38 protein-coding genes and 1 other RNA gene are annotated in these 24,363 nt (G+C 43.7%); 33 read left to right on the top strand and 6 right to left on the bottom strand.

Annotation, left to right across the window (positions count from 1 at the left end; all coding sequences use genetic code 11):
- Nucleotides 1-20 precede the first annotated feature (20 nt).
- The 9 genes from tpiA to ssrA all read left to right on the top strand — a co-directional run bounded on the left by tpiA (nucleotide 21) and on the right by ssrA (nucleotide 9,188).
- Nucleotides 21-773 (top strand): triose-phosphate isomerase, encoded by a 753-nt coding sequence (gene tpiA, locus ACFOJ8_RS09655; protein ID WP_380656491.1) that lies wholly within the window; start codon nucleotides 21-23, stop codon nucleotides 771-773.
- A complete protein-coding gene (gene gpmI / locus ACFOJ8_RS09650; RefSeq protein WP_380656488.1) occupies nucleotides 773-2,296 on the top strand; it encodes a 2,3-bisphosphoglycerate-independent phosphoglycerate mutase in 1,524 nt (507 codons plus the stop codon). The genes tpiA and gpmI overlap by 1 nt, the downstream gene beginning before the upstream one ends.
- A 62-nt stretch (nucleotides 2,297-2,358) precedes the next feature.
- Entirely contained in the window at nucleotides 2,359-3,660 is a 1,302-nt protein-coding gene (gene eno, locus ACFOJ8_RS09645; protein ID WP_380656485.1) for a phosphopyruvate hydratase, read from the top strand.
- Nucleotides 3,661-3,788: 128 nt separating this feature from the next.
- A complete protein-coding gene (locus ACFOJ8_RS09640) occupies nucleotides 3,789-4,754 on the top strand; it encodes a carbohydrate kinase family protein (protein WP_380656483.1) in 966 nt (321 codons plus the stop codon).
- 104 nt (nucleotides 4,755-4,858) lie between these two features.
- Entirely contained in the window at nucleotides 4,859-5,089 is a 231-nt protein-coding gene (gene secG, locus ACFOJ8_RS09635; protein WP_160654022.1) for a preprotein translocase subunit SecG, read from the top strand.
- A gap of 97 nt (nucleotides 5,090-5,186) precedes the next feature.
- Nucleotides 5,187-5,933, top strand: coding sequence for an alpha/beta hydrolase (locus ACFOJ8_RS09630; RefSeq protein ID WP_380656480.1), 747 nt, complete (start codon nucleotides 5,187-5,189; stop codon nucleotides 5,931-5,933).
- A gap of 14 nt (nucleotides 5,934-5,947) precedes the next feature.
- Nucleotides 5,948-8,281 carry a ribonuclease R gene (gene rnr / locus ACFOJ8_RS09625; RefSeq protein WP_380656477.1) on the top strand — a complete coding sequence of 778 codons (2,334 nt, stop codon included), beginning with the start codon at nucleotides 5,948-5,950 and terminating at the stop codon, nucleotides 8,279-8,281.
- Between the two features lie 2 nt (nucleotides 8,282-8,283).
- On the top strand, nucleotides 8,284-8,751 hold the full coding sequence (gene smpB / locus ACFOJ8_RS09620; RefSeq protein WP_380656474.1) for an SsrA-binding protein SmpB: 468 nt from the start codon (nucleotides 8,284-8,286) through the stop codon (nucleotides 8,749-8,751).
- 71 nt (nucleotides 8,752-8,822) lie between these two features.
- Nucleotides 8,823-9,188: a transfer-messenger RNA gene (ssrA, locus tag ACFOJ8_RS09615) on the top strand.
- 83 nt (nucleotides 9,189-9,271) lie between these two features.
- Here the strand turns inward: ssrA and ACFOJ8_RS09610 are convergent.
- The 5 genes from ACFOJ8_RS09610 to ACFOJ8_RS09590 all read right to left on the bottom strand — a co-directional run bounded on the left by ACFOJ8_RS09610 (nucleotide 9,272) and on the right by ACFOJ8_RS09590 (nucleotide 12,747).
- Nucleotides 9,272-10,333 (bottom strand): site-specific integrase, encoded by a 1,062-nt coding sequence (locus ACFOJ8_RS09610; RefSeq protein ID WP_380656471.1) that lies wholly within the window; start codon nucleotides 10,331-10,333, stop codon nucleotides 9,272-9,274.
- Nucleotides 10,334-10,344: 11 nt separating this feature from the next.
- Complete coding sequence (locus ACFOJ8_RS09605) at nucleotides 10,345-10,791, bottom strand: ImmA/IrrE family metallo-endopeptidase (RefSeq protein ID WP_380656469.1); 447 nt, start codon at nucleotides 10,789-10,791, stop codon at nucleotides 10,345-10,347.
- Nucleotides 10,792-10,888: 97 nt separating this feature from the next.
- A complete protein-coding gene (locus ACFOJ8_RS09600) occupies nucleotides 10,889-11,635 on the bottom strand; it encodes a hypothetical protein (RefSeq protein WP_380656467.1) in 747 nt (248 codons plus the stop codon).
- A 75-nt stretch (nucleotides 11,636-11,710) separates the two neighbouring features.
- A complete protein-coding gene (locus ACFOJ8_RS09595; protein ID WP_380656464.1) occupies nucleotides 11,711-12,406 on the bottom strand; it encodes an ion channel in 696 nt (231 codons plus the stop codon).
- A complete protein-coding gene (locus ACFOJ8_RS09590) occupies nucleotides 12,403-12,747 on the bottom strand; it encodes a helix-turn-helix domain-containing protein (RefSeq protein WP_380656462.1) in 345 nt (114 codons plus the stop codon). Before ACFOJ8_RS09590 ends, ACFOJ8_RS09595 begins: the two co-directional genes overlap by 4 nt.
- Nucleotides 12,748-12,909: 162 nt before the next feature.
- Between ACFOJ8_RS09590 and ACFOJ8_RS09585 the strand changes: the two genes are divergently transcribed.
- The 3 genes from ACFOJ8_RS09585 to ACFOJ8_RS09575 all read left to right on the top strand — a co-directional run bounded on the left by ACFOJ8_RS09585 (nucleotide 12,910) and on the right by ACFOJ8_RS09575 (nucleotide 13,766).
- Nucleotides 12,910-13,131 carry a helix-turn-helix transcriptional regulator gene (locus tag ACFOJ8_RS09585; protein ID WP_380656460.1) on the top strand — a complete coding sequence of 74 codons (222 nt, stop codon included), beginning with the start codon at nucleotides 12,910-12,912 and terminating at the stop codon, nucleotides 13,129-13,131.
- Between the two features lie 11 nt (nucleotides 13,132-13,142).
- Nucleotides 13,143-13,379, top strand: coding sequence for a hypothetical protein (locus tag ACFOJ8_RS09580; RefSeq protein ID WP_380656457.1), 237 nt, complete (start codon nucleotides 13,143-13,145; stop codon nucleotides 13,377-13,379).
- A 228-nt stretch (nucleotides 13,380-13,607) separates the two neighbouring features.
- The gene (locus ACFOJ8_RS09575; protein WP_380656456.1) at nucleotides 13,608-13,766 is read left to right on the top strand and encodes a hypothetical protein; all 159 of its coding nucleotides are present in this window, start codon (nucleotides 13,608-13,610) and stop codon (nucleotides 13,764-13,766) included.
- Here the strand turns inward: ACFOJ8_RS09575 and ACFOJ8_RS09570 are convergent.
- Entirely contained in the window at nucleotides 13,744-14,028 is a 285-nt protein-coding gene (locus ACFOJ8_RS09570; protein WP_380656453.1) for a hypothetical protein, read from the bottom strand. The genes ACFOJ8_RS09575 and ACFOJ8_RS09570 overlap by 23 nt on opposite strands.
- Before the next feature lie 52 nt (nucleotides 14,029-14,080).
- Between ACFOJ8_RS09570 and ACFOJ8_RS09565 the strand changes: the two genes are divergently transcribed.
- The 21 genes from ACFOJ8_RS09565 to ACFOJ8_RS09465 all read left to right on the top strand — a co-directional run bounded on the left by ACFOJ8_RS09565 (nucleotide 14,081) and on the right by ACFOJ8_RS09465 (nucleotide 24,351).
- On the top strand, nucleotides 14,081-14,863 hold the full coding sequence (locus tag ACFOJ8_RS09565; RefSeq protein WP_380656450.1) for a phage antirepressor: 783 nt from the start codon (nucleotides 14,081-14,083) through the stop codon (nucleotides 14,861-14,863).
- Nucleotides 14,863-15,207, top strand: coding sequence for a hypothetical protein (locus ACFOJ8_RS09560; RefSeq protein ID WP_380656448.1), 345 nt, complete (start codon nucleotides 14,863-14,865; stop codon nucleotides 15,205-15,207). The genes ACFOJ8_RS09565 and ACFOJ8_RS09560 overlap by 1 nt, the downstream gene beginning before the upstream one ends.
- Before the next feature lie 117 nt (nucleotides 15,208-15,324).
- Entirely contained in the window at nucleotides 15,325-15,831 is a 507-nt protein-coding gene (locus ACFOJ8_RS09555; protein WP_380656446.1) for a hypothetical protein, read from the top strand.
- Entirely contained in the window at nucleotides 15,828-16,049 is a 222-nt protein-coding gene (locus ACFOJ8_RS09550; RefSeq protein WP_380656444.1) for a helix-turn-helix transcriptional regulator, read from the top strand. Before ACFOJ8_RS09555 ends, ACFOJ8_RS09550 begins: the two co-directional genes overlap by 4 nt.
- Complete coding sequence (locus ACFOJ8_RS09545) at nucleotides 16,049-16,213, top strand: hypothetical protein (protein WP_380656441.1); 165 nt, start codon at nucleotides 16,049-16,051, stop codon at nucleotides 16,211-16,213. The genes ACFOJ8_RS09550 and ACFOJ8_RS09545 overlap by 1 nt, the downstream gene beginning before the upstream one ends.
- 122 nt (nucleotides 16,214-16,335) lie before the next feature.
- The gene (locus ACFOJ8_RS09540; RefSeq protein ID WP_380656439.1) at nucleotides 16,336-16,731 is read left to right on the top strand and encodes a hypothetical protein; all 396 of its coding nucleotides are present in this window, start codon (nucleotides 16,336-16,338) and stop codon (nucleotides 16,729-16,731) included.
- Nucleotides 16,732-16,736: 5 nt separating this feature from the next.
- Nucleotides 16,737-16,940 carry a hypothetical protein gene (locus ACFOJ8_RS09535; protein ID WP_380656437.1) on the top strand — a complete coding sequence of 68 codons (204 nt, stop codon included), beginning with the start codon at nucleotides 16,737-16,739 and terminating at the stop codon, nucleotides 16,938-16,940.
- A 15-nt stretch (nucleotides 16,941-16,955) separates the two neighbouring features.
- Entirely contained in the window at nucleotides 16,956-17,162 is a 207-nt protein-coding gene (locus tag ACFOJ8_RS09530) for a hypothetical protein (RefSeq protein WP_380656434.1), read from the top strand.
- A gap of 19 nt (nucleotides 17,163-17,181) precedes the next feature.
- Nucleotides 17,182-17,874 (top strand): hypothetical protein, encoded by a 693-nt coding sequence (locus ACFOJ8_RS09525; protein ID WP_380656431.1) that lies wholly within the window; start codon nucleotides 17,182-17,184, stop codon nucleotides 17,872-17,874.
- Between the two features lie 22 nt (nucleotides 17,875-17,896).
- Complete coding sequence (locus tag ACFOJ8_RS09520) at nucleotides 17,897-18,838, top strand: YqaJ viral recombinase family nuclease (protein ID WP_380656429.1); 942 nt, start codon at nucleotides 17,897-17,899, stop codon at nucleotides 18,836-18,838.
- A 7-nt stretch (nucleotides 18,839-18,845) separates the two neighbouring features.
- Nucleotides 18,846-19,040, top strand: coding sequence for a hypothetical protein (locus ACFOJ8_RS09515; protein ID WP_380656426.1), 195 nt, complete (start codon nucleotides 18,846-18,848; stop codon nucleotides 19,038-19,040).
- A 2-nt stretch (nucleotides 19,041-19,042) separates the two neighbouring features.
- Nucleotides 19,043-19,867 (top strand): recombination protein RecT, encoded by an 825-nt coding sequence (recT, locus tag ACFOJ8_RS09510; protein ID WP_380656423.1) that lies wholly within the window; start codon nucleotides 19,043-19,045, stop codon nucleotides 19,865-19,867.
- A gap of 2 nt (nucleotides 19,868-19,869) precedes the next feature.
- Entirely contained in the window at nucleotides 19,870-20,292 is a 423-nt protein-coding gene (locus ACFOJ8_RS09505) for a hypothetical protein (RefSeq protein WP_380656420.1), read from the top strand.
- Nucleotides 20,285-20,794 (top strand): single-stranded DNA-binding protein, encoded by a 510-nt coding sequence (gene ssb, locus ACFOJ8_RS09500; protein WP_380656417.1) that lies wholly within the window; start codon nucleotides 20,285-20,287, stop codon nucleotides 20,792-20,794. The genes ACFOJ8_RS09505 and ssb overlap by 8 nt, the downstream gene beginning before the upstream one ends.
- A 15-nt stretch (nucleotides 20,795-20,809) precedes the next feature.
- Nucleotides 20,810-21,772 carry a phage replisome organizer N-terminal domain-containing protein gene (locus tag ACFOJ8_RS09495; RefSeq protein WP_380656415.1) on the top strand — a complete coding sequence of 321 codons (963 nt, stop codon included), beginning with the start codon at nucleotides 20,810-20,812 and terminating at the stop codon, nucleotides 21,770-21,772.
- Nucleotides 21,773-21,777: 5 nt separating this feature from the next.
- Nucleotides 21,778-22,233: a hypothetical protein gene (locus ACFOJ8_RS09490; protein WP_380656412.1), complete on the top strand. Its 456-nt coding sequence runs from the start codon at nucleotides 21,778-21,780 to the stop codon at nucleotides 22,231-22,233.
- Nucleotides 22,208-22,588 carry a hypothetical protein gene (locus tag ACFOJ8_RS09485; protein WP_380656409.1) on the top strand — a complete coding sequence of 127 codons (381 nt, stop codon included), beginning with the start codon at nucleotides 22,208-22,210 and terminating at the stop codon, nucleotides 22,586-22,588. The genes ACFOJ8_RS09490 and ACFOJ8_RS09485 overlap by 26 nt, the downstream gene beginning before the upstream one ends.
- On the top strand, nucleotides 22,585-23,034 hold the full coding sequence (locus ACFOJ8_RS09480) for a DUF7448 domain-containing protein (RefSeq protein ID WP_380656407.1): 450 nt from the start codon (nucleotides 22,585-22,587) through the stop codon (nucleotides 23,032-23,034). Before ACFOJ8_RS09485 ends, ACFOJ8_RS09480 begins: the two co-directional genes overlap by 4 nt.
- Nucleotides 23,031-23,240, top strand: coding sequence for a hypothetical protein (locus ACFOJ8_RS09475; RefSeq protein ID WP_380656404.1), 210 nt, complete (start codon nucleotides 23,031-23,033; stop codon nucleotides 23,238-23,240). The genes ACFOJ8_RS09480 and ACFOJ8_RS09475 overlap by 4 nt, the downstream gene beginning before the upstream one ends.
- Before the next feature lie 12 nt (nucleotides 23,241-23,252).
- On the top strand, nucleotides 23,253-24,020 hold the full coding sequence (locus tag ACFOJ8_RS09470) for a ParB N-terminal domain-containing protein (RefSeq protein ID WP_380656401.1): 768 nt from the start codon (nucleotides 23,253-23,255) through the stop codon (nucleotides 24,018-24,020).
- A gap of 10 nt (nucleotides 24,021-24,030) precedes the next feature.
- A complete protein-coding gene (locus ACFOJ8_RS09465; protein ID WP_380656399.1) occupies nucleotides 24,031-24,351 on the top strand; it encodes a hypothetical protein in 321 nt (106 codons plus the stop codon).
- Nucleotides 24,352-24,363 lie beyond the last annotated feature (12 nt).

Raw genomic sequence — 24,363 nt, 5'->3', positions numbered from 1 at the left:
ACAATATGAGGAGGAAGATTATGAGAACCCCATTTATAGCAGGAAACTGGAAAATGAATAAGACAATTTCAGAAGGTAATGCATTTATTGATGCACTCGGTGAACTGCCAAAAAGTTCTGAAGTGGAAAGTGCAGTGTGTGCACCATTCATCCACCTGCCTTCACTTGTCGAAAAGACGAAGGATCTGGAAATTGGCGTCGGTGCTGAAAACAGTCATTTTGAAGATAATGGCGCATACACTGGAGAGGTCTCTCCATCCATGCTCGAGGACCTTGGCGTGCAGTATGTGATCGTTGGTCATTCCGAGCGTAGGGAGTATTTCAACGAAACGGATGAAACAGTAAACAAGAAGGCGCATGCGCTACATGCTAAAAACCTTGTACCAATCATCTGCTGCGGAGAAACAGACGAAGAGCGTGAATCCGGTAAAGCGGCCGATAAGGTGCGAGACCAAGTCTCAAAAGCACTGGAAGGTCTGACACAAGAGCAGGTCAAAGCATCTGTCATTGCCTATGAACCGATTTGGGCAATTGGTACAGGAAAATCTGCAACAAGCGAAGATGCCAATGAAATGTGTGGCGTCGTCCGTGAAACAGTCGCTTCTCTGTACGATGAGGAAACAGCAGAAGCTGTACGTATCCAGTATGGTGGTTCTGTAAAACCCGAAAACATTAAGGAATATATGGCGCAGGAGCATATTGATGGTGCACTTGTCGGCGGGGCTTCACTCGAACCTGAATCCTTCGTTCAACTGTTGGAAGGTGCTAAGTAATGTCAAAACCAGTAGGCCTGATCATTCTCGACGGCTTTGCCAACAGAGATGAAGAAAAAGGGAACGCGGTCAAGGCGGCCAACAAGCCCAATTTCGATCGGTTCTTTAATAAATATCCCCATAATGAACTCAGTGCGTGCGGTCTTGATGTTGGATTACCTGAAGGACAGATGGGCAATTCCGAAGTGGGCCACCTAAATATTGGTGCAGGGCGTGTAGTATATCAGAGCTTGACGAGGATTAATAAATCCATCGAAGAAGGTGACTTCTTTGATAATGAAGTGCTTCTGAATACAATGCAGCATGTCGAAAATAATGATAGTGCGTTACACATCATGGGACTGCTGAGTGATGGGGGTGTTCACTCCCATTATGAACACATGTTTGCGATACTTCGCATGGCTAAGAGACAGGGACTGAAAAAAGTCTATGTTCACGCATTCCTTGATGGAAGGGATGTTTCGCAAGACTCAGCCATTAGATACGTTCAGGAATCGGAGGAACGTTTCAAGGAAATTGGTGTCGGTGAGTTTGCCACCATTAGCGGCAGATACTATGCCATGGATCGTGATCAGCGCTGGGACCGTGAGGAGATGGCGTATCAGGCAATCTCGAATGGTGTCGGAGAAAGGTACGAAAGTGCCGAAGCGGGTATTAAGGCAAGCTATGATGCTGGCATCTACGACGAATTCGTCAAACCTTTCATTGTCTTGGGACATGATGGCGACTATGATCGGGGTGTGATGAATGATGATGCAGTCATCTTCTACAACTTCCGGCCGGATCGCGCAGCACAGCTGTCGGAAATCTACACTAACCAGGAATTCATGGGATTTGAGATTGATAGAAAATATTCCGATCTCAAGTTTGTCACTTTCACCAAATATAGTGATAATGTCCTAGCAGATGTCGTCTTCGAGAAGAAAGATATTGTCAATACCATCGGTGAAGTCGTCTCCAAAGCCGGACGCAAACAGTTGCGTATCGCAGAAACTGAAAAGTTCCCGCACGTGACTTACTTCATGAGTGGTGGACGTCATAAAGAATTCGACGGAGAACGTAGAGTGCTCGTGGATTCACCAAAAGTACCGACGTATGATCTGAAGCCTGAAATGAGCGCCTACGAAGTAAGAGATAGATGTCTTGAGGAACTTAAAAAAGAAGATCTCGATATGATCATTCTGAACTTCGCCAACCCTGATATGGTTGGACATAGCGGCAAGCTTGAGCCGACGATTAAAGCCATCGAAGCAGTGGACGAGTGTCTCGGCCCAATTGTCGATGAAATCCTTGCCCAGGGTGGAACAGCGATTATTACTGCAGACCATGGTAATTCCGACGAAGTAACGACACTCGGCGGAGAGCCTATGACCGCCCATACAACGAATCCTGTGCCGGTGATTGTCACTAGCGAAGGTGCAGAAGTGAAAAGCGGTCGCCTGGCGGATCTCTCCCCGACGATGCTTGATCTCATGGGAATTGAAAAACCAGAAGAAATGACAGGCGAAAGTCTGATAAGATGATTATTGCCGAGAGGTAACTTTCGGATAATAATATAGAAACCAACAAAAAAGGAGACATTGCTATGCCATTAATTACAGATGTTTATGCACGTGAGGTTCTTGACTCCCGGGGTAATCCGACAGTCGAGGTGGAAGTACTGACAGAAAGCGGCGCTTTCGGTCGCGCACTGGTTCCTTCAGGCGCTTCCACAGGAGAATACGAAGCTGTTGAGCTACGTGACGGAGACGACACACGCTACCTTGGAAAAGGTGTCGAACAAGCAGTCGAGAACGTCAATGAAGTCATTGGACCTGAACTTGTCGATGGCGACTTCAGTGTACTTGAGCAAGTCTCTATCGATAAGATGATGATTGCGCTTGATGGTACAGAAAACAAAGGTAAGCTTGGCGCTAATGCTATTCTTGGTGTATCAATGGCTGTAGCAAAAGCTGCTGCAGACTTCCTTGGTCAGCCACTTTACAAATATCTCGGTGGATTTAATGCAGTTCAGCTTCCAGTACCAATGATGAATATCATCAATGGTGGAGAGCACGCAGACAACAATGTAGACATCCAAGAATTTATGATTATGCCAGTTGGTGCTGAATCATTCAAAGAAGGCCTGCGCATGGGTGCTGAGATCTTCCACAGCTTGAAGAAAGTATTGAATGAAAAAGGCTACAATACAGGTGTTGGTGATGAAGGTGGATTCGCTCCAAACCTCGGTTCCAACGAGGAAGCACTCTCTACTATCATAGAAGCAGTGAAAAAAGCCGGATACAAACCTGGAGAACAGATTCGCCTCGCAATGGATGCTGCATCCAGCGAATTCTATGATCCGGATACGAAGAAGTACGAGCTTAAAGGCGAAGGTAAATCCTACACTTCTGAAGAGATGGTAAACTGGTATGCTGAAATGATTGAGAAATACCCAATCATTTCTATCGAAGACGGTTTGGACGAAAACGACTGGGAAGGTACAAAACTTCTAACTGAAAAACTCGGTTCTAAAGTTCAGCTTGTTGGTGATGACCTCTTCGTTACAAACACGAAGAAGCTTGCACGTGCTATTGAAGAAGGCGTCGGTAATTCCATCCTGATTAAAGTGAATCAGATTGGTACACTGACTGAGACATTCGAAGCAATCGAAATGGCAAAACGTGCTGGATACACAGCAGTTATCTCCCACCGTTCTGGTGAGACAGAAGATACAACTATTGCCGATATCGCTGTTGCTGTCAATGCAGGACAGATTAAGACTGGTGCACCTTCTCGTACAGACCGTGTAGCTAAATATAATCAACTTCTCAGAATCGAAGATGAGTTGTTTGAAACAGCAAAATATTCAGGACTCGCTTCATTCTATAATCTAGATGAGCAATAGTTTCCATTTCTCCTCCTTGCGGGGAAATTTACAGGCCGGATGATTCCCGGCCTGTTTTTTTGTACTGATATTAGTAGGTGTGGATATGATATAATTTTTGGCAATAGATAAGATTGGAGTTGGTAACATTGAGACGTCTTTTTACAATTGGAGAAGCACTAATCGATTTTATACCTGCTGAGAAGGGGAAAAAACTAAAGGATATCAATGCATTTGAACCACAAGTCGGTGGTGCTCCTGCAAATGTTGCTGCTACCTACGCCATACTCGGTGGAGAGTCGCATCTTCTGACACAACTTGGGACAGATGCATTCGGTGATCGTATCCTTGAACTACTAGAATCGAAAGGTGTACATACTAATTATATTACTCGTACACGTCGAGCTAACACCGGCTTGGCATTTGTGTCTCTTGATGATACGGGCAACAGGGACTTCTCATTCTATAGGAACCCATCTGCTGATCTCCTATACGATGCATCTGCAACCAGTGGTATAGAATTCGGTAAGAATGACCTGCTACATTTCTGCTCAGTTGATCTTGTTGAGAGTGCTATGAAAGAAACACATCGCACAGTCATTGGAAAAGTGCGAGAGGCGCAGGGCACTGTAATCTTTGATCCGAATATCCGTCTGCCACTTTGGGATGATGAAGATGAGTGCCGGGAAGCCGTCCTCGAATTTATGCGTTTTGCTGATATCGTTAAAGTTTCTGATGAGGAATTGGAATTCATTACCGGGATCGAGAATGAATCCGATGCGATAAGTGCACTCTTTACTGATTACGTAAAAGCGGTTATATATACAAAGGGCCCCGCCGGCAGCCAAATTATTTACAGAGAAGGCGGCTACTGCGAACATCCAGGCTATGTGGTAGAAACAATAGATACTACAGGAGCAGGGGATGCTTTTATTGGAGCTATGCTTTATCAGCTTTCGCTGAGCACGCATTCGGCCATTGAAATACTGAGGGAGAACGGCCCTGAAGTACTCCGATTCGCGAATGGGGTCGGGGCGCTCTCAACAACAAAAAAAGGTGCCATTACTAGTCTGCCGACGCATGAAGCGGTTGCTACTTTCTTAAAAAAAGGATGATTGTGCATTCAATAGTGTGAAAACACCTTTTCCCGATACGTTTGCAATCTATTCACATTTCTGATAGAATTTTTAATGTTAATATCATTCGGAGGGATTACCACATGCAAACATTACTCGTTGTACTTCTGATTATCGTTTGTGTATCTTTAATTGCAGTGGTATTGCTACAGTCAGGGAAAAGTGCCGGCCTTTCAGGTGCAATCGGTGGCGGTGCAGAGCAATTATTTGGTAAACAAAAAGCGCGGGGCATGGATCTTATACTTCATAGGGCAACGGTCATATTGTCATTGTTGTTCTTCATGATCATGCTACTGCTCACATATTTAAGCTAATGAATCGAGCCTCCTATGATATAGGGGGTTTTTTATTTTTCTAAGAACAGTTTTTAACGTACAATGAAATTAACGAATTGAAAGTAGGGTATAAACAATGAAGATACAGTTACCGCAACCATTTTTCTTTGAAGAAGGGGCGCAAGCAGTACTACTGCTCCATGGATTCACCGGTAATTCATCGGATGTCAGACAGCTTGGACGCTATCTTCAGAAACAAGGCATTACGTCCTATGCACCTCATTACGAAGGTCACGCAGAACCGCCTGAGAACTTGCTGAAATCCAGTCCTCATGTTTGGTGGTCTGAGGTACTCGCGGCCTACGATTTTCTAGTGGAACGCGGCTATGAGAAAATTTTTGTAGCAGGACTCTCTCTTGGTGGTGTTTTTGCGGTGCGACTTGCCACGGTACGCGATGTTGTCGGTATAGCAACAATCTGCAGTCCGATGTACCTAAAAGATCGCGAGACCATGTATGCAGGTGTTTTAGAATACGCCCGTGGATTCAAGAGAATGGAAGGCAAGACGGAAGCGGAAATTGAGCGCGAGATGGCACAATTCGAACCGACCGAGATGCTGGATGAAGTACGGGGGATGATTTCACTTGCAAAGGAAAGTCTGCCGGATGTTTTCGTCCCTCTTTTTGTGGCTCAGTCCGAAAAAGACCAGATGATCAATCCGGATTCTGCAAATATCATTTATGACGAGGCTTCGACGGAAGAAGAAGAGAAGCAACTCAAGTGGTACCCTGAATCCGGACACGTTTTGACAATAGATAAGGAAAAACAACAACTTTTTAATGATATACACGCATTTATGGGTCAACTAGACTGGGATGCGTAATAGGAGGCAAGTTCATGGGTAGCTATAGAGAAAAGATTTTGACATTGATTGGTTCTGAAGACTACAAGCCAATGACAATAGACCAGTTCCAACAAGAGCTTTCAGCATACGATTCCGAAGATTTCAAGGAAATGGTGAAGGACATCGTTGCCCTTGAAGAATCTGGTGAAGTATATAGAACGAAAAAAGATAAGTTCATGAAGATGAGTGAAACTGATCTGGTTAAAGGAACGCTTGCTATGCATAAACGCGGTTTTGGTTTTCTTCGACCTGAAGACAAAGAGCTTGAGGATATCTTCATCCCGCCAACTGGTATTAACGGTGCATTGGACGGAGATACAGTACTGGTCGAAGTACAAAAACAGTCTCAAGGGGACAATCAGGAAGGACAGATTACATCCATACTGACTCGAGGTGTCACTCGCGTCGTCGGTGAATATCACGCCAACAAGAACTTCGGTTTTGTTGTGCCGGATTCTAAAAAGATTGTGGACGATATCTTTATCCCCGGTAGACAGAATCTCGGTGCCATAGATGGGCATAAGGTGCTTGTTGAGATTACTAAATATCGTGAGAATAATGATGACAATCCAGAAGGTCATGTCATTCAGATACTCGGTCACAAAAATGACCCGGGTGTAGATATCCTTTCTATCATTTATCAGCATGGGATTGAAATCGAATTTCCTGAAGAAGTGTTGAAAGCCGCAGAAGCGGTACCTGAAGTCATCAATGAAGATGAACTCAAGGACCGCACAGATCTTCGCGATGAGTTTACAATCACAATCGATGGTGCGGATGCCAAAGATCTCGATGATGCCATATCCGTCAAGGCCTTGGAGAACGGCAATTACGAACTGACTGTAAGCATCGCGGATGTCAGCTATTATGTTGAAGAAGACGCACCGCTCGATAAGGAAGCTTACGAACGGGGGACTAGTGTATATTTGGTCGATCGGGTTATACCGATGATTCCCCACCGCTTATCAAATGGTATCTGTTCATTGAACCCTCATGTCGACCGTCTGACGATGAGCTGTCGTATGGAGATTGACCGTGATGGCAAAGTCGTTAATCATGATATATTCCAGAGTGTCATCCACTCTGATCGCCGCATGACATACAGTGCCGTCAACCAGATGCTTGACGAAGAAAACCAAGAACTGATCGAAGAGTTCAGTGATGTCTATCCGATGCTTCAAGATGCTGAGGCATTGGCGAAGATTCTTCGTAGTAGAAGAGAAAAGCGTGGGGCAATTGATTTTGATTTCAATGAAGCTCAAGTACTTGTAGAGTCAGATGGTACACCGTCTGAAGTTGTGTTGCGTACACGTTCCGTTGGTGAAAAAATGATTGAAGAGTTCATGCTTGCAGCGAATGAAACAGTTGCAGAGCATTTCCATTGGATGGAAGTGCCATTCCTATATCGTGTGCACGAAGATCCTAAAGAGGAAAAGTTAAGACAGTTCTTCGAGTTCATCACAAATTTCGGCATCGTCGTCAAAGGGAAGGGTAATGAAATTCATCCACGTGCACTCCAAGAAATCATCGAAGAAGTGGAAGGACGACCAGAAGAAATGGTTATCAGTACCCTGATGCTCCGTTCGATGCAGCAAGCGCGCTACTCTGAAGATAACCTGGGACACTTCGGTTTATCGGCAGAGTATTATACCCACTTTACTTCTCCAATTCGACGCTATCCGGACCTTGTAGTACATCGATTGATTAGGAAGTATCTGATTGAGGGTAAGACAGGCCAGAGAACCGTAAACGAGATTGCTTCCGAACTGCCTGACATCGCAGAGCATACATCCAACAGGGAGAGACGTGCTCAAGATGCAGAGCGGGACACGGATGATCTGAAAAAAGCAGAGTACATGATTCAGCATGTGGGCGAGACGTATGAAGGTGTTATTGCCGGTGTGATGAATTTCGGTATGTTCGTCGAGTTACCGAATACAATTGAGGGGCTCGTACATGTCTCGTACATGACTGACGATCACTATCAGTATCATGAGAGGCATATGGCGCTTATTGGCGATCGTACAGGTACTATATACCGCATTGGTGACCCCGTTGAGGTTGAGGTATTGAATGTTAACTTAGAAGAGCGGCTGATCGACTTCAAGGTCGTTGGCATGCCGGATCGTCAGCCGAGAGAACGCAGGGATAGACCTGTAGAAATCAAAGCGAAATCCAAACCTAGAAGTGGTCAGAAGAAAAGCAATAGCCAGAACAGAAATAATGGTGGCAAATCAAAGAATGGTAAAAAACCGAATGACAAAAACAAAACCAACAAGAAGCCTTTTTACAAAGGTGCGAAAAAAAGTAATGGAAAGAAGAAATAGTTATGAAAAAGAAGACACATGATAAACCGCTTGCGCAGAATAGAAAAGCAAGCCATGATTATACGATTGAGGATACAATCGAAGCGGGCATCGAACTCAGAGGTACGGAGATAAAATCCATCAGACGAGGCTCAGCTAACCTGAAGGATTCCTATGCCCGCGTCTATAGGGGTGAAATGTATGTTTACAACATGCACATTGCCCCTTATGAGGAAGGTAATCGGTATAACCATGATCCTCTGAGAACACGAAAGCTGCTTCTGAAGCGGAAGGAGATCGACAAGCTGCTCGGAGAGACGCAAGATCCCGGCTACTCGATTATTCCGCTCAAGCTCTATATCAAGAACGGTTTCTGCAAAGTACTGCTTGGTGTTGCCCGGGGCAAGAAAAAGTATGACAAGCGTGAAGACTTGAAGAAGAAACAGATGAAGCGTGATATCGACCGTGCAATGAAAGACCGTATGCAGTAGCACAATCTTGAAAAATGGAGTCCAATCTGTTATAATATACTGAACGTCTCGTAAAGACGTGTTTATAATCCGGGGACGTTCCGGATTCGACAGGGGCTGTTTGAGCAACTTAAGCGTGTCGGAGGTATCGGCTTCGTCATCAACGATACTCAGTTAATAATAACTGGCAAACAAAACAACTTCGCAGTAGCTGCCTAAGAGTAGCCTGCATCATCCCATGACGTTTCCTATGCGTCTTGATTGGATGATTCAACCTTAGTAGGATACGCATCCCGGTCTTCCGTCTGCAGACCGGGATGAAGAGATTAATCAGACTAGCATGGATCTGGGGTCTGTCTATTACCACCAGCCATGCGAAACTAAAAAATAGGCTACGCACGTAGAAAGAGTTGTGCCAAAGTCTCTGGACGCGGGTTCGACTCCCGCCGTCTCCATGTTAAAGGCTCTAACCCCTGTGGTTGAGCCTTTTTTGTTTGCTGTGGTCGCGCTATGGGCGCGTTTTGGCACATAAAGCCCCTATTTATAGCCCTTCGATGGCACTTTGAGCCGAGCTTGGATACAGATGACCATAGATGCGTTGAATCTGATTTGTGTCACTATGACCAAGTCGTTTCATCAGGGCATACTGGTCCATATTCAATCGGTTGATACAATCGGAGGCATGAGAATGTCTAAACTCGTGCACTTTGATTCTGTGCAATTTAACATGCTTTAAATTTTCATTATGCCATACGCCGACGGTTGTCTCACCAATTGACTTATAAAAACTGCCGAATACCACATACTCTGGTTTATAGGGCAGATTCTCTTTGTACCATTCCTGATATGCTTTTAGTATGTCCATCACATGATCCGGTAAGAATACTAGCCGAATGGAAGCAGTACTTTTTGGATCATCGACAATGCCTTTATAGTTGGTCTTATTGATGTTCAAATAGTTTCGTGTGAAGTTGACATCTAGCCAGGTTAGTGCACGTAACTCCCCAAGTCTGATGCCGCTGTAAAATAAAGTGCGAAATATCGCTTTATGCATGACATCCTCTAGGCTTCCATAGTATGTTTCGAACTCCTCCATCGTCCAGTAGTTCCGGACAATCTTATCCACTTTCTCAATGTTTCCCACAATCGATACCACATTATTTCTGAGCTCATGAAACTTGACCCCGTGTTTCACGATTGCCCCTAAAAATACAATATTCTTTTTAATGTAAGAAGCGCTCAGATCCTTATCTAACATATGGCGCTGATAGTCCAATACATCTCTTGTCGTCATCTCGTGTACATTCATCTGCTTAAAATAGGGCGCCAGGTGTGTATTCAAATGTGTCTCAAGCGTTTTGTAACTCGATGGCTTCCGGCGCTCCTTGTACCACGCTTTGTATTCCTCGGCGAGCGCATCAAACGGCAGTTTATCTTTAATAGAGTCGCCATCCAGCAGTTGCATATAATCCTCTTCGTGTTGCCGGGCTTCTTTTCGCCGTTTGAACCCGCGCTTTTTATAATGCTTGCGTTTGCCGAATTTATCCGTATAGGATAATTGAACATAAAACGTCCCTCTCGTTTCATCTTTATAAACTGGCATTCCAATCCCTCCTAATTAAACGTTGTAATGCGTGTTCTTTCAATCAGCATCTCGATACGTTGTAAGGCCATATCAATCGGCACGCCAAAGTAGTTGGCAATATCGCGCGCTTCATATAACTGGTGCTGCATAATCAGTTTCTCAGGCATCATGAGGAGTAGGGCAAAGCGCGCAGCCTCTGCTTCCTGTTTATCGTTAAACGTCTTTGGCATGTGATTCTGATTCGTGCAGTGCAGGAACATATGGCCGGCTTCGTGGCAAAAGTTCTCCCACATCTTAAATTGATTCTCCACCTTAAGCGCGATGATATCAATCCCACGCCTAGACATATAGGTCGTATTGATGTGGTTATACATAACGTGCACAGAAAACATGTATGACAAATGTGGAATGTTTAAGTCTAGGCGATCTGTGACGCACCGTTCCACTATCTCGTTGACTTTCTCTTCAATACGCATAAACCTTGAATCCCCCTTGAATTAGAACGTGTGTTCGGTTTTAATGGTAAAAAAGTACTGACCACATATAGTGCCAGTGGTCAGCTGGTGATGTATATTAAAATTCGATTCTGTATTTTTGTTCATCAGTGTACATATTAAAGTCTCTGTCTGCTACCATTGGCAGGAGAACGTCTACCCATTCAACTGATTCTCCAGTCCCATCATCCAACAGGTACAATACGGTTCCAGTAGAAGATACAGCGCCTTGCATGTTAGGTGTCAGACCTTCCGATAGAAGCATTTCAGGGCTAAGCTGCTGCCCGGTGGATGTTACTATTTCAGACTGATCAATAAAAAACGTGCGCGGATCATCTGTTGTATTTTCAAGAGTGTATTTAATAGCTAGCACTTCAACTACTTGCCCAGCCTCTACATCTCTGGAAGTAATCATAGCGGCATCCATTTGGTTCGTTTCGACATTAGTGATAATCGCTTCTTCTACAGTTAGATTAACAGTATCCAATTCCAGCGTTTCATCAACCACTGTATGCATCGCTGCGTTGTCTTCGCTCACTTCCTCAACTACGTCAGTGTCTGCGTCGACTTCCGATGCAATTTCTTCTTTCCCTTCCGCCTCAGCTTGTTCAGTCGCTTCTGTTGATCCAGCAGTTTCCTCTTCAGTCGTTTCTTCTTCCGTAGATTCCTCTGTGCTCTCTGCTACTGTGTCGGCTTCTTCGGTTGTCTCTTCTGTAGTTTCCTCATCAGCCGTTTCTTCTGTCGACTCTTCAGCAGATTCTCCTCCACCACAAGCGCCAAGCATTAATACTGCGGCAAATCCACCACTCAATAAGTATTTCTTCAACGTGAGTCCCCCTTATAACCAATACCAATAATGTATGAAATTGGCTTATTAATTTATAAATAAAAGGGCGTCGCCCTAGTTATTTCGATAAGTATCAATAACTCTAACCAATCGGTCGATTTCCTGATTTGTAAGATTCCCAAGCTTATCGACTTCATTTTTAATGTATTCCTTTGTGTCATCTTGATCTTCTTCTGTTATGAAGTAGGTGGCAATAGAGCCGGTAATCATACCGACCAATCCAATGCCAACAAGCATCAAGTATATAGCAATAATTCTGCCGATGACTGTCTCCGGACTAATATCCCCATACCCAACAGTAGTCGTTGTAACAATCGTCCACCAAATTGCGTCCATGTAGGTGGCTATCGATGGTTCGAAAATCCTGATAGGTATTGCTGAGACCAATAGACTGATGAACGTTACTGCTATGACTTTATTTAAACCATTTGTTCTTAGGATACCAAAAAGTGGAGCTAAGAAGTGTCTTCCAATCAACACAAGCCGAATGACTCTAAAGAGCCTCGCGAAACGCGCTAACTGGAAAATGGCATCGAATGGAATAATTGCAATGACATCAAAGTAATTGTTTTTAAACCATTCTTTCTTGTTATCTGACGATATCACTCTCACAGAAACATCCACTAGAAAAATAAACCAAACAATTCGATCTATATATTGAAACTGCTGAGATTCAGACCATATCAGTGAAACCGAAATGATTGCCAGAGTGAACATGATCAGTTCGTATACTAGCGTTAGCCGTTTCATTTCTTATTCTTCTTATTTATCCAGTATTCTAGTTGATCATTCAGCATATCTTTCAATTCTTGCTTGTCCTCTTCGGAAAGATTGTCGAATCCTTCCTTGTCGGAAAACATGAGCGCGTCGGCATCTTCGAAAGGGTCGTTACGACTATACTCTCTACCGTTCAACTCATCCAATGTGATACCAAAATAGTCAGCAATTTTAATCTGCATTTCACTATCAGGAGTGCGCCTATTCTGTTCATAAGAAGAATATGTACCCTTAACAACGCCTAGTATATCTGCCATTTCTTGTTGCGTTTTTCTTTTAGCCTTCCTAAGTTCTACTAATTTATCTCCTACCATAGAATCACACCCTTTCATAATTGAAGTATAACAAAATGTAATACTTTGTTTTAGAGAGAAATAATAAAATATAACAAAATGTTGTAGTTTATACTTTACAAGTGCAACGTATCGTAGTATATTTTTAGTACAACGAAATGTTGTAGTTAGGAGGTGATAAGAATGAGCAATCTTAAAGAGTTCCGCACAAGCCACGGATACACACAAGAGGAACTTGCGAAGAAAGTAGGGGCTTCAACTGGTACTATATCAAGTTATGAACAGGGGAATCGAAATATTACTGTACCTATGGCGATGAAGTTGGCGGTGGTATTCAACGTAGAATGGACTATTTTTTTTGAAGATAAGGTAAGCGTATCGTACGACAAAGAAAAAATAAATTAAGGAGGCGTAACATGTTAAAACGTAAATCATTGAAGTCGCATTCGAATCAAGCACTTGCGGATGAATTAAAAAGAAGGACTGGTGCAGAGAAATTACTCATTGCTGGCGGGCCGGAAGACAACATTTACGGACCTGTCTCAGATGCCTTTGATTTCTTTGGTCAACAAGTTAGCAAAGACAGGAGCAAAGAAGATTTGGAACTACAATCCACTTTACTCCAACAACTCATTAAAGAAATGGACTCATAGCCGGGATTGTGACGAGATGTCCTGGCTGGCTTCTTATTACTTTCGTTGATTTCTACGCAACGCTCATAAGCCTTCCAATAAATATCGAGTGCTCGCTCAATATTTTCATCGTCAGAACCATCTAGATTTGTAGCCTGAACCACAGCCAAAGCAAATTCTTGTTCAGGAATCTTTTTACTCATTTAATCACCTCCCACCTAAAGGGAGTATATCAAAAGGAGGCGTAACATGAAGAAACTATTAGTAGGAGCAACCCTCCTAGTGACAATGGCGGTTATCGCAAAGAGGATTGCGAGTGAAAAAGAAGGTTCTAAATGGATCCCTGAGGATTCGAGAGGTCCATCAAAAGGCGGACCAGGAATGACTAATCCACAATATTTTCATTAATGAACTTCCATTGCTTTTCAGTTAACCATCCCTGCTTATTATTCACCACTTCGATAATAAGGAATCTATCACCACTATTGATGTACGGCTTGAGCATTTCTAACATCTGGTCTGGAGTATATCTAGATTTAATCAAAAACGATGACCTCCAGTAACTGCACCACCCACTTGTTGCAAGAGTCTCTTTAATAGTAGAAATGACTTCCTCATATTTGGGGCTTGGCGACTTCAAGTCATAAGTTATCAAGTAAGGTTTTCCCATATTTTCACCCCCTTCCTATAAGGCAGATTATAACAAAGAAAGAAGGTAGAACATGGAACAATTACAAGTATTAACAGAACAAACCATACTCAACCAGAATTTTAAAATTTACGGCACGCAAGAGGAACCGATGTTTCTAGCGAAAGATGTAGCTGATTGGATTGAACACAGTAGGACATCAGAAATGCTAAAGAGTATTGATGATGATGAAAAGCTGATGCAAACAATCCTTGCATCAGGTCAAAATCGTCAGATGTGGTTTCTTACAGAAGATGGCATGTACGAAGTGCTCATGCAGTCCAGAAAGCCAATCGCCAAGAAGTTTAAGAAACAAGTAAAAGAAGTTTTAAAGGACATCCGCCAACACGGAATGTACGCAACATCACAAACAGTCGAATCTATGCTGAGCGATCCTGATACTGCGATTCAGTTGTTGCAGAACTACAAAGAAGCGAAAGATAAGCAGGCGATTGCAGAAATGAAGGTTAAAGAATTGGAGCCCAAGGCAGATTACTACGACCTTATCCTCAAGAATAAAAGCCTGATCACGATCACTTCTATTGCTAAAGACTACGGCGTGTCCTCGCAAGCAATGAATAAAACTTTGAATAAACTGGGTGTTCAATACAAGCAGTCCAATCAATGGTTTCTATACGCAAAACATCAAGCGAAAGGCTATACCCATTCCGAACCTGTCGAAGTACCACGCAGTGATGGCAGCGTGTCAGTGAAGATGAATACCAAGTGGACGCAGAAAGGTAGAATTTTCCTTTACAAAATTTTAAAAGACCACGGTTATCTGCCGATGATTGAACAAGAAATGGAGGGCGCGTAATGGAAAACACAAGCACACATTTGTGGGCTGTCGGTAGAGTGACTGGGCGCAGTGAATTAATTGGAAGTACCGTTGGACACATCACCGATGCACTAGAAGAAATGAAGATGCTAGAAAAGAACGGCATTTACGACTTTGCGCAGTTGCTTATTGAAAAGCTAGATCAAGAATCGATGAAGAATAAGGCGGAAGGCGTAAAGCTTACCGAAGAAATGATCAGACATTCTAAAGAATTCAGTCTGACAGAAGACAATATCAAACAATTAAAAGAGTACATGCACTCAACCAGTGAAAGACCCCAAAGCGGAAAGAGGTTCACTATTTTAGAAGGCGGTAAGGCGTAGCGACCAACTACCCCTTACCACTGAGTTATCAATTATGCGACTGATTAACTCTAACTCAATAGTAACCGCAAGGTATGACAACTATCAATAGAGAAAAATATACAGGAGGACAACATCATGCAACAGTCAATTGTCAACTATCGCAAACGTAGCGGGATCACCCAGCAGGACATTGCAGACATCTTCTTCACCGACAAGTCCAATATCTGCAACATCGAAAAGGGGCGGCGCAATGTCACCGTCTCCATGCTTGAAGCAGGCTTTGCCAACGCACCAGACAGTCATCTACTGAATGACCTGGCTTACGAACTGACACAAGGCTACACATCCCCCTCACCATCGAATCGCGTGTACGACGATCACCGCCTAGCTTTCAGCATGCGCGTCGTTCGAGAAATGAAAGAACTTAAGATGGTCATGGCAGAGCACAACTTGGATAAACATCCACAGTTTCTCACACAAGAAGACAAAGAAGAGATCCATCACATCGTTGCCGAGGTTCAGGACGTTATCTTTGAAGCCACAGGTTTCCTGATAAAACTGGTTAAGGACTATGACTTTATCACCCCACAGACCGTAAGAAAGAATCGGGATGCCAGATTGAAAATGGAGCGAAGAATATGAAGAAATACTACACACTCTATATCGCTAGGAACGAAGCAGGGGAGTCTACCGCAGATGCTGGGGCATTGATCGGCGTAAAGAAGTCGGCGTACTGGGCGAAAGAGAACGGCATCAATGCTTTCTCGCTACCCGAAGCTTTCAAGCTCGCGAAGCACTATGATATGCCCGTCGATGAACTGTTCAAGGAAACGCCATTCATACAAAAAGAGGTGAGTTAATGAAGTGGATTACAGTATTCGTATTTGGTGCACTCACAACACTAGGCATATTGAACATCTTAACCACGCAACAATTACTCGGCATTTCGTTTGTCACCATCCTACTGCTTACAGTGGTTGCGCCAGTCATCGCAGAAAAACTCGCAAGAAAGCAGGGGAATTAGATGATCGTTCTGGTACTCGGTTGCTTCATGATGACGTGGCTACTCATTATTTTCGGCGCATTAACTGTTAAAGACGGGTTCGAGAAGATACTCGCGAAATATGTAGGGAGGAAGTGAAGAGAATGGAAGTATATGAAATCGCTGACTACAAAGAGGCTGCAAAGTATATAGAAGAAAACGAAACAGACTATAAGGTATTTGTCTACAAAGGCTTTGAATGCGAAATCCGTCGGACAGTAGCATTGGGGCATCTGTGCGGATATATCAAGTCACCAACAAGCGCAATTATTCAGAGTGCAGAGAAAAACTTTCATTGCGGAATTACTTGGGAGCAAGACAACGAAATAGGGTTTGATTGTGCACACTTGAATGATATGTCTCCTGGAAGAGTTGAACTTGAGGAGAAACACTATCCACACTGGTTGAAGCAAGAAGACCCTGTGTGGAGAGAGAGGTACAAGACTATGCACTACGTAGAACGGAACCTGAAAGAAACAATTGATAACGCAAAGGAGTGATCCACGTGCATGGCGCAAACCCAACACTGCCAGTCCCGCAGCTTAAGTCCATCGAAGTCACGATAAACGCCACTGTAGACGTCAGGTACTTTGTTGATTACGAAGACACTGTTAATGAAGATTACGTCAGACGTCAGGTCGAGGATGCTGTTGCCAAAGCCAATTATGAAACGACTGAGCTTGTGGATTTGAAGCTTGAAGATTATTGAAGGGAGGTGAGATAGATGACATACAAAGTGGGAGATTTGATACACATCACTGATTGGTTCGGAGAAAAGACGGATCACGTTGCCGAGGTTGTCCATGTGGCAGACGAGGGTGGCAGCATATGGTTCGAGCCTGGAGTACAGACAAAGCTCGAAGAGAATCGTGGTGCTTCTAATTTTTTAGCAAAATCGTGCAGTTTCGCATGCGATATCGAAAAAGCATGAACTGAAGGGAGGGAGATAGATGCCGAGAAAATCCAAGTTCAATCCTTACGACTATGTAGGTAAAAAATTTAGCAATTGGGAAGTATTGGGCTATTCACACTGTGAAGAATATGAATATTACAACCAGAAAACTCAAAGTAATACAACCATTAAACATCATTATTTTAGGGTGAAGTGCCTGTGTGGAACATTAAAAACGGTCGGCCTTTCTCCTTTACGAAAAGGCAGAAGTAAAAGCTGCGGGTGTATGTATGGCAAAAGATATTTGTTTAAGGCAACCCATGGTGATTCGAGGACGAGGCTACACGGAATATATTGCAAAATGATTTATCGTTGCTACAACGAAGAAGCAGAAGAATTCAAACACTACGGCGGCAGAGGCATTACAGTATGCGCTGAATGGCTGAAATCCTATGAACACTTTAAAAAATGGGCGCTCAAAAATGGGTATACAGACAAGTTGTCCATAGATCGAAAAAATAATAATGGTGATTATTCTCCTGATAACTGCAGGTGGGTTAATCAAAAAGTTCAGAACAACAATACGCGTCAAAACGTGCATATTTCTGCAATGGGAATGACGAAAACGGCTGCTCAGTGGTCTGAAATCTTAGGTGTAAGAGCTGACACTTTGCGCAGCAGAAAAAGAAAAGGGTGGTCTGATGACGCAATCATCAAAACACCCGTGAAGTTAAGAAATAAACCAATCTAATTATAACACGAGGAGGTCTACCATGGTACAACCCATTAATATCAAACAACTGACACGTCAGGAATGGCTCAAGGAACGTCAGAAAGGGCTTGGAGGCAGTGACGCCGGCACCATCCTTGGCGTCAACAAGTGGAAGTCGAAAACACAGCTGTTCTTCGAGAAAGTAGATCCGGAAATGATACAGGAAGTCGACAATGAATTCATCTACTGGGGCAACACCTTGGAGAACATTGTTGCTGAAGAGTTTGCAAGACGTACAGGAAAGCGTGTCAGACGAGATAACAGAATGCTGAGGCATCCGGAGCATGACTTCATGATTGCCAATCTGGATCGTGTAGTCGTCGGTGAGAAGGCGCTGCTTGAGTGCAAGACCACCTCTCAATTTAATAAGGACCAATGGGAAGGCGATGATATCCCAGCACAGTACCTTTGCCAGGTTCAGCATTACATGGCGGTCACAGGCTACGAGAAAGCCTACATTGCCGTGCTTCTGGGAGGAAATACGTTTATCTGGAAAGAGATAAAACGTGATGAAGAACTGATTGACATCATCATTCAGTCGGAAAAAGACTTCTGGGAGAACAATGTGAAGGCCGGTGTTATTCCTGAAATTGATGGTAGCCAAGCAACAAGCGACTTTATCAATCACATGTACAAAGATATCGACAATGAAGAAGTCGCACTCAGTGAAGATGCTGATACGCTGCTGAAGGCCATCGAAGCGTGCAAGCGTGACATCAAAGAGACGAAAGATCTGCAGTCTAAGTATGAGAATCAACTGAAAGATCAGCTCGGCCACAACGTAGCAGGGAAGACATCGAACTTCCTTGTCACTTGGAAACCGCAGACTAGACGTTCTATTGACAAAAAGGCACTGGAAGAGAAGTACGGCAAGGACGTCATAGATCCGTTGCACAAGGAAACAACGTATCGCAAACTGACCATCAAAGAAATTAAGGAGTGATAGCTATATGGCAGAGAGAAGAAGGGGCCGACCGACTCACGCTAAAGTTGTTGAAGTCATTCAAGTGCACACAATAGTTGGCTCAGGAGACAAAGAAGACCCTACAAGAACGGTAGTTGACTTCTATACAAAAGACGGTTTACATCTTGCTGAAATCGATAATCTTACCGAACCAGAATATATTAACTTGGAGGAATTATAATTATGGCGACCAATGACAGTTTGAAAAACCAGGTAGCAACAAAGCAGAAGAACGAGGTGGCAAACGGCAAGAAGCCAATGACCATCAATGATTATATTAATCAAATGGCCCCAGCAATGGCCGAGGCGCTTCCGAAACACATGAGTGTCGAACGTATGACCAGAATGGCGACGACAGTGATCAGGACCACACCTCAGTTGAAAGAGGCAGACGTCTCCAGTCTGCTCGGTGCAGTGATGCAATCTGCGCAACTTGGCTTGGAACCAGGTCCAATGGGACACTGCTACTTCCTGCCATTCAAGAACAATAAAAAGGGCACCACAGACGTCACATTTATAATAGGCTATCGCGGCATGATCGACTTAGCCAGGCGTTCGGGTCACATTCAAAGCATCTATGCCCATGAAGTTTACGAGAACGACGATTTCGAGTACGAACTCGGTCTGCACAGTGATTTAAAGCACAAGCCAGCTGAGGACAATCGCGGTCAGTTTAAAGGCGCTTATGCAGTTGCTCACTTTAAGGATGGTGGCTATCAATTTGAGTACATGCCGAAATCTGAAATAGATAAACGTAGAGCGCGCAGTAAAGCAGGCAGCAGTAACTATTCTCCATGGGCGACGGACTACGGAGAAATGGCAAAGAAAACAGTCATCCGTCACATGTGGAAGTACCTTCCGGTATCTGTAGAAATGCAGCATGCGGTCGAACATGACGAGGGCACTGGTAAGAACATCAAGGATATTACGCCAGACGATGAAGCCTATGTAGATATCCCTGATATAGTCGGAGACGTACCAGCAGAGGAAGAAACTGAGGGGGAGTAAGTATGAAAATCAAAACAACAAAGCATATGAGATTGGATGAGTTGATTAAGTATATTTTTGACAACGATATTAGAAACACGGGTTTCGAGTCCAGTAACGGAGTTGAAATCACGGTAGGGTCAGACGGAATTTTTGAGTTTCTGGATATGAATTATGCTAAAGACGATTTATTCACTGTTCAAGTCGAGGAAGAAGTAACGGAGAAGACGGTTTTTGACAAACTCTTATTCACCTATAAAAATCCTTCTGGTTGTATAAGAACGGCATGCTATGAAGATTCAAGTATGGATGACATTAACAAGAAATTTGATGTTGTAGGTTTAAGATCGTTGCTTATCGTGCACGATAACGGATTGACAACTGAAATTTGGAACGCTGTCGATGGATTTCTTGATGACGTCGTAAAGGACAAAGACAATGCTTAACCGTGTCGTACTTGTCGGCCGTCTCACTAAAGATCCGGAGTTAAAAGTCAGTCAATCTAACGTATCTGTCGTCAACTTCACCTTGGCAGTCAATCGCCCATTTACAAACTCAGACGGCGAACGTGGTGCCGACTTCATCAACATCGTCACTTTCCGCAAGCAGGCTGAGAACGTGAATGAGTATTTGAAAAAAGGAAGCTTGGCCGGAGTGGATGGCCGCCTACAGAGTCGATCTTACGAAAATAAAGAAGGACAGCGCGTTTATATCACCGAAGTCGTCGCTGACAGCGTTCAATTCCTGGAGCCTAAAGGCTCGAATGGCTCTGGCGGACAATCAGCCCCTCAAAATCAAAGAAGTGCCTCAGGCAGCAGCTATGGCAACGAGACAAGAGGTCAGAACCAATCCAACAGCTATACGAATGCTTATAGCGGACAACGAGAACCGAACCCATTCCAGGGTGATGGACCAGTGGATATCAGCGATGATGATCTGCCGTTTTAAGAAAGGAGTAATTGCATGTCAGGACAGAATAAACGCTATTTTTGGTTGAAGTTGAAAGACGATTTCTTTGGCCAGAAGGAAATTAAGATGCTAAGACGCATTGCAGGTGGAGACACTTACACAATCATCTATTTAAAGATGCTACTACTCAGTTTAAAGAATGACGGAAAGATTTACTTCGATGGGATCGCTGATAACTTCGTCGAAGAGATTGCTCTAGATATCGATGAAGATGTGCAGAACACACAGATTACTTTTAACTATTTAACCCAAAAAGGACTTATAGAGTTTGCTGACGAAGAGTTGGCAATGACGAATATTGCCTCCATGATCGGCTCAGAAACAGAGTCTGCGAGAAGAGTGAGGAAACATAGAGAACAAAAAGCGTTACAAAGTAACAACGATGTAACTGAGCAGAAACACTTAGGTAACACAGAGAAAGAGATAGAGACAGAGTTAGAACTAGAGAAAGATATAGATACAGATAAAGACAAAGAGACAGACACAGAGAAAGATATAGATACAGATAAAGACAAAGAGACAGACACAGAGAAAGAGCGTGTCGGTGTCGTCTTCGATAAGTATGTGGAATTGGGTTTCGGAGCCATTAATGCCTTCAAAGCGGAACAGATTACTGAATGGTTAAAAATCTTTGAACCAGATGTCGTTATTAAATCTCTTGAGGTGGCTTCCAATAACAATAAGGCCACGATGAATTACGTCAACGGTATCTTAAATAACTGGAAGCAGAGAGGACTTACAACTATCGATAAAGTTGAAGCTGAGGAGAAGCGCAAACAGCTTGAACAACTGAAACCGTCATATCAGCAGAGAAGACGCGAACAGCCCGGTGAAGTCACTCCTTTCTGGTTGAAGGATGAAGACAAGTCAAAACCAGATAAACCATCTGGTCCAGTGAAAACGGCTGCTGATGATCCAGAGATCCAAAGAATGATAGCAGATTTTAGGAAAGGATGATCACTATGAGTACAACGGCTTATGAACAACCCCTAGACGAGTTTATGGAAGTTGCCGGCCGCATCAAGTATTTACAGATGGCCGGTGTTGATTATCCGCCGCTACTGCCGAAGCCAATGGTCAAGCGCCTGGAGAAAATGGGATTGACTCTGAAGGATGTGACACCTGTTAAGACGGCGCTCGAAACGAATCCGGCTACGCAGCGTAAGATTTACGGTTACTACGTCAATGGCGAATTTCAAGCAGCTGGAGATAAGTATCAGTTAGCGACTCATACCGGCATGACGAAGGCAGCAATCGAGCATCTGGTACACAAAGGTCCACTGAGGCGTGGGCATCGACACAGTAAAGACATCCACTTCGTGCGTATATGTGAGCCATATGCACAAAAATCGGGATCAGTAGATGACTCAAGGGAACAGGTGGTGGAGATGAATGGGCAGACCGCGCAAGGTTTATGACTACTACCGCTATAACACCTATCAGCATACAGGTACAGTTGCGGAATTATCGCAAAAGGTGGGGTTGGCAGCCAAGACATTCGATCGTATGCCGCGGCTGAAACCGAATGAGAAGCTGGATCCGGAAGTCGGCAAACACCACCTGGTCTATGTAAACAGCATCAAGGCTTCGGAGTCGGAATACGCATTATACAAAGGCGAAGATCTGATTGCCATGGGAACGATGACAGAGATTGCAGAGGTGCTTGGCATTAAGCGAGAATCCCTGCGCTGGTATCAAACACCGGCGGCGCAGAAACGGGGACACAAGGCTGTCCTGGTGCCACTGGATGATGACGAGGAGGAGATTGGATGAATACAGAAAACTTAACTAGTTTTTATGGTGAGGATTCAAAATACGGTACTTTTGATGAATTGAAAGAACAGTTGCTTTACCGAAAAGTTGTCGAATGGACAGAAGATAAGATTGTATTGAACGACGGTACAGTGGTAACAATCGAAATGAGTGAATGGGATTGCTGTGCATCCGCTGGTGGTCGATTCACAAATGTTGAGTTGGATGCTGCCATTACAGATATAACGATTGGAGATAAGAAGCGCCATGATTTATACGATGGCGACACTTACGAATCAAGTGCAGTCATCAAGCTGTATCACAATCAGAATGAGATCGCTCAAGCAGAAGCGACCGCAGATGCTGGTAATGGTGGGTTCTATTATTCCGTTGCATCGTTGTTGGTCAAAGACGTGTTTTACCGAGTGGTCGAATCAGGAGAAACCGACGAGGAGGAAGTGGAGTGAAATCAAAAGATCTATACGACCACAAAAAGCAGCATGTCGGAAAAGTGGAATTTCTCAGACGTGTTTCCAAGGCACATGTAACGTTTCATTCGGATAATCACTATGCCAACGTCATGCTCGAGTATGACGAATTCGATCAGTACAAAGAGAACTTCGGTTTCCTGTTTGAAGAAGAGCTATTGCAATTAAGCATATTCGATATTTAGAGGAGGCAAAGTATGACAGTTAAAGAAAAGTATTCAGTCGCCTATAGCGTATACGAGACAAAAAAATTTGATGATTTCACGTTTCTTGAGGAAAACCGGGATGTCGCAATGAATCATGTGAATCGTCTGGCTCAAAACATCAAAGAAGGGTATGAGATGCCGCCGATTCTTGTGGATGAAGAGTTGAAAGTCATCGATGGGCAGCATCGCCTAATGGCACATGAAATGCTACAACGCCCTATACGTTTTATTATTCAGGAAAACATGAAAGAGAACACGTTGCAGAAAGCCAATACGAACGTAAAAATTTGGACGACTGCCCAGCATATCGAGTATCACATCAAGAAAGGTAACGCACACTATATCAAGCTGAAAGCATTTAGAGAATATAGCGAACTACAGTGGGGCACTGCCATGCGTATTCTTGGGGGTAGCAAGGACAAGAAGATAAAGTCAGAAGCTAAGGTACTGCAGTATGGATTGTTTGAAGTCCGCTATGAGGAAGATGCGTATAACTTTGTGGACGAAGTGGTGCTACGTATGCGCATGGAATCGCCAACGAGCAAGATTGTCTCTGCCATCAAGAACATATATGACATCGGGGTAGACACGAGACGACTTGTCACTGCAATTAATGTGACGGAAGAAGAAATTCAGCTGATGAACACAATTCCGAAGATCATGGAGACCATTGCAAAGATTTATAACAAGGATCTGAAAAAGTCCGAGCACATCAAATTCAAGCAGTGGAATAACAACCAGCTCAAGCCGTATATCTAGGGGGGATAACATGTCGACCTATTTCCAGAACCTGCGACATTTATACCTTGAGGATGTGAAATTTGCGACCGCCATACCACGAAAGGATCACATCAAGATATTTGCGCATCTCTATCAGGATATTCTGCTTAACGATATCGACAATTTATCCGATGAAGCCTATCGCACATTCATAACTGACCATGGCTACGTCGAGAAGACCACCAAGGGCGTTATAAAACCTTTGGAAGACCTGAGTGCCCTGAAAGCTGAAATGGAACCGTCAGCGGCTTCTGTAACCAAATTATCCCGTCCTGACCAGATGGATATATTTAAGTTTATCGAGAATTGATTATGCGACTGA

The organism is Salinicoccus sesuvii (assembly GCF_042648145.1).
In the GTDB taxonomy this organism is placed as follows: Bacteria; Bacillota; Bacilli; order Staphylococcales; family Salinicoccaceae; genus Salinicoccus; species Salinicoccus sesuvii.
This window is presented reverse-complemented; position numbering and strand designations above follow the sequence as displayed.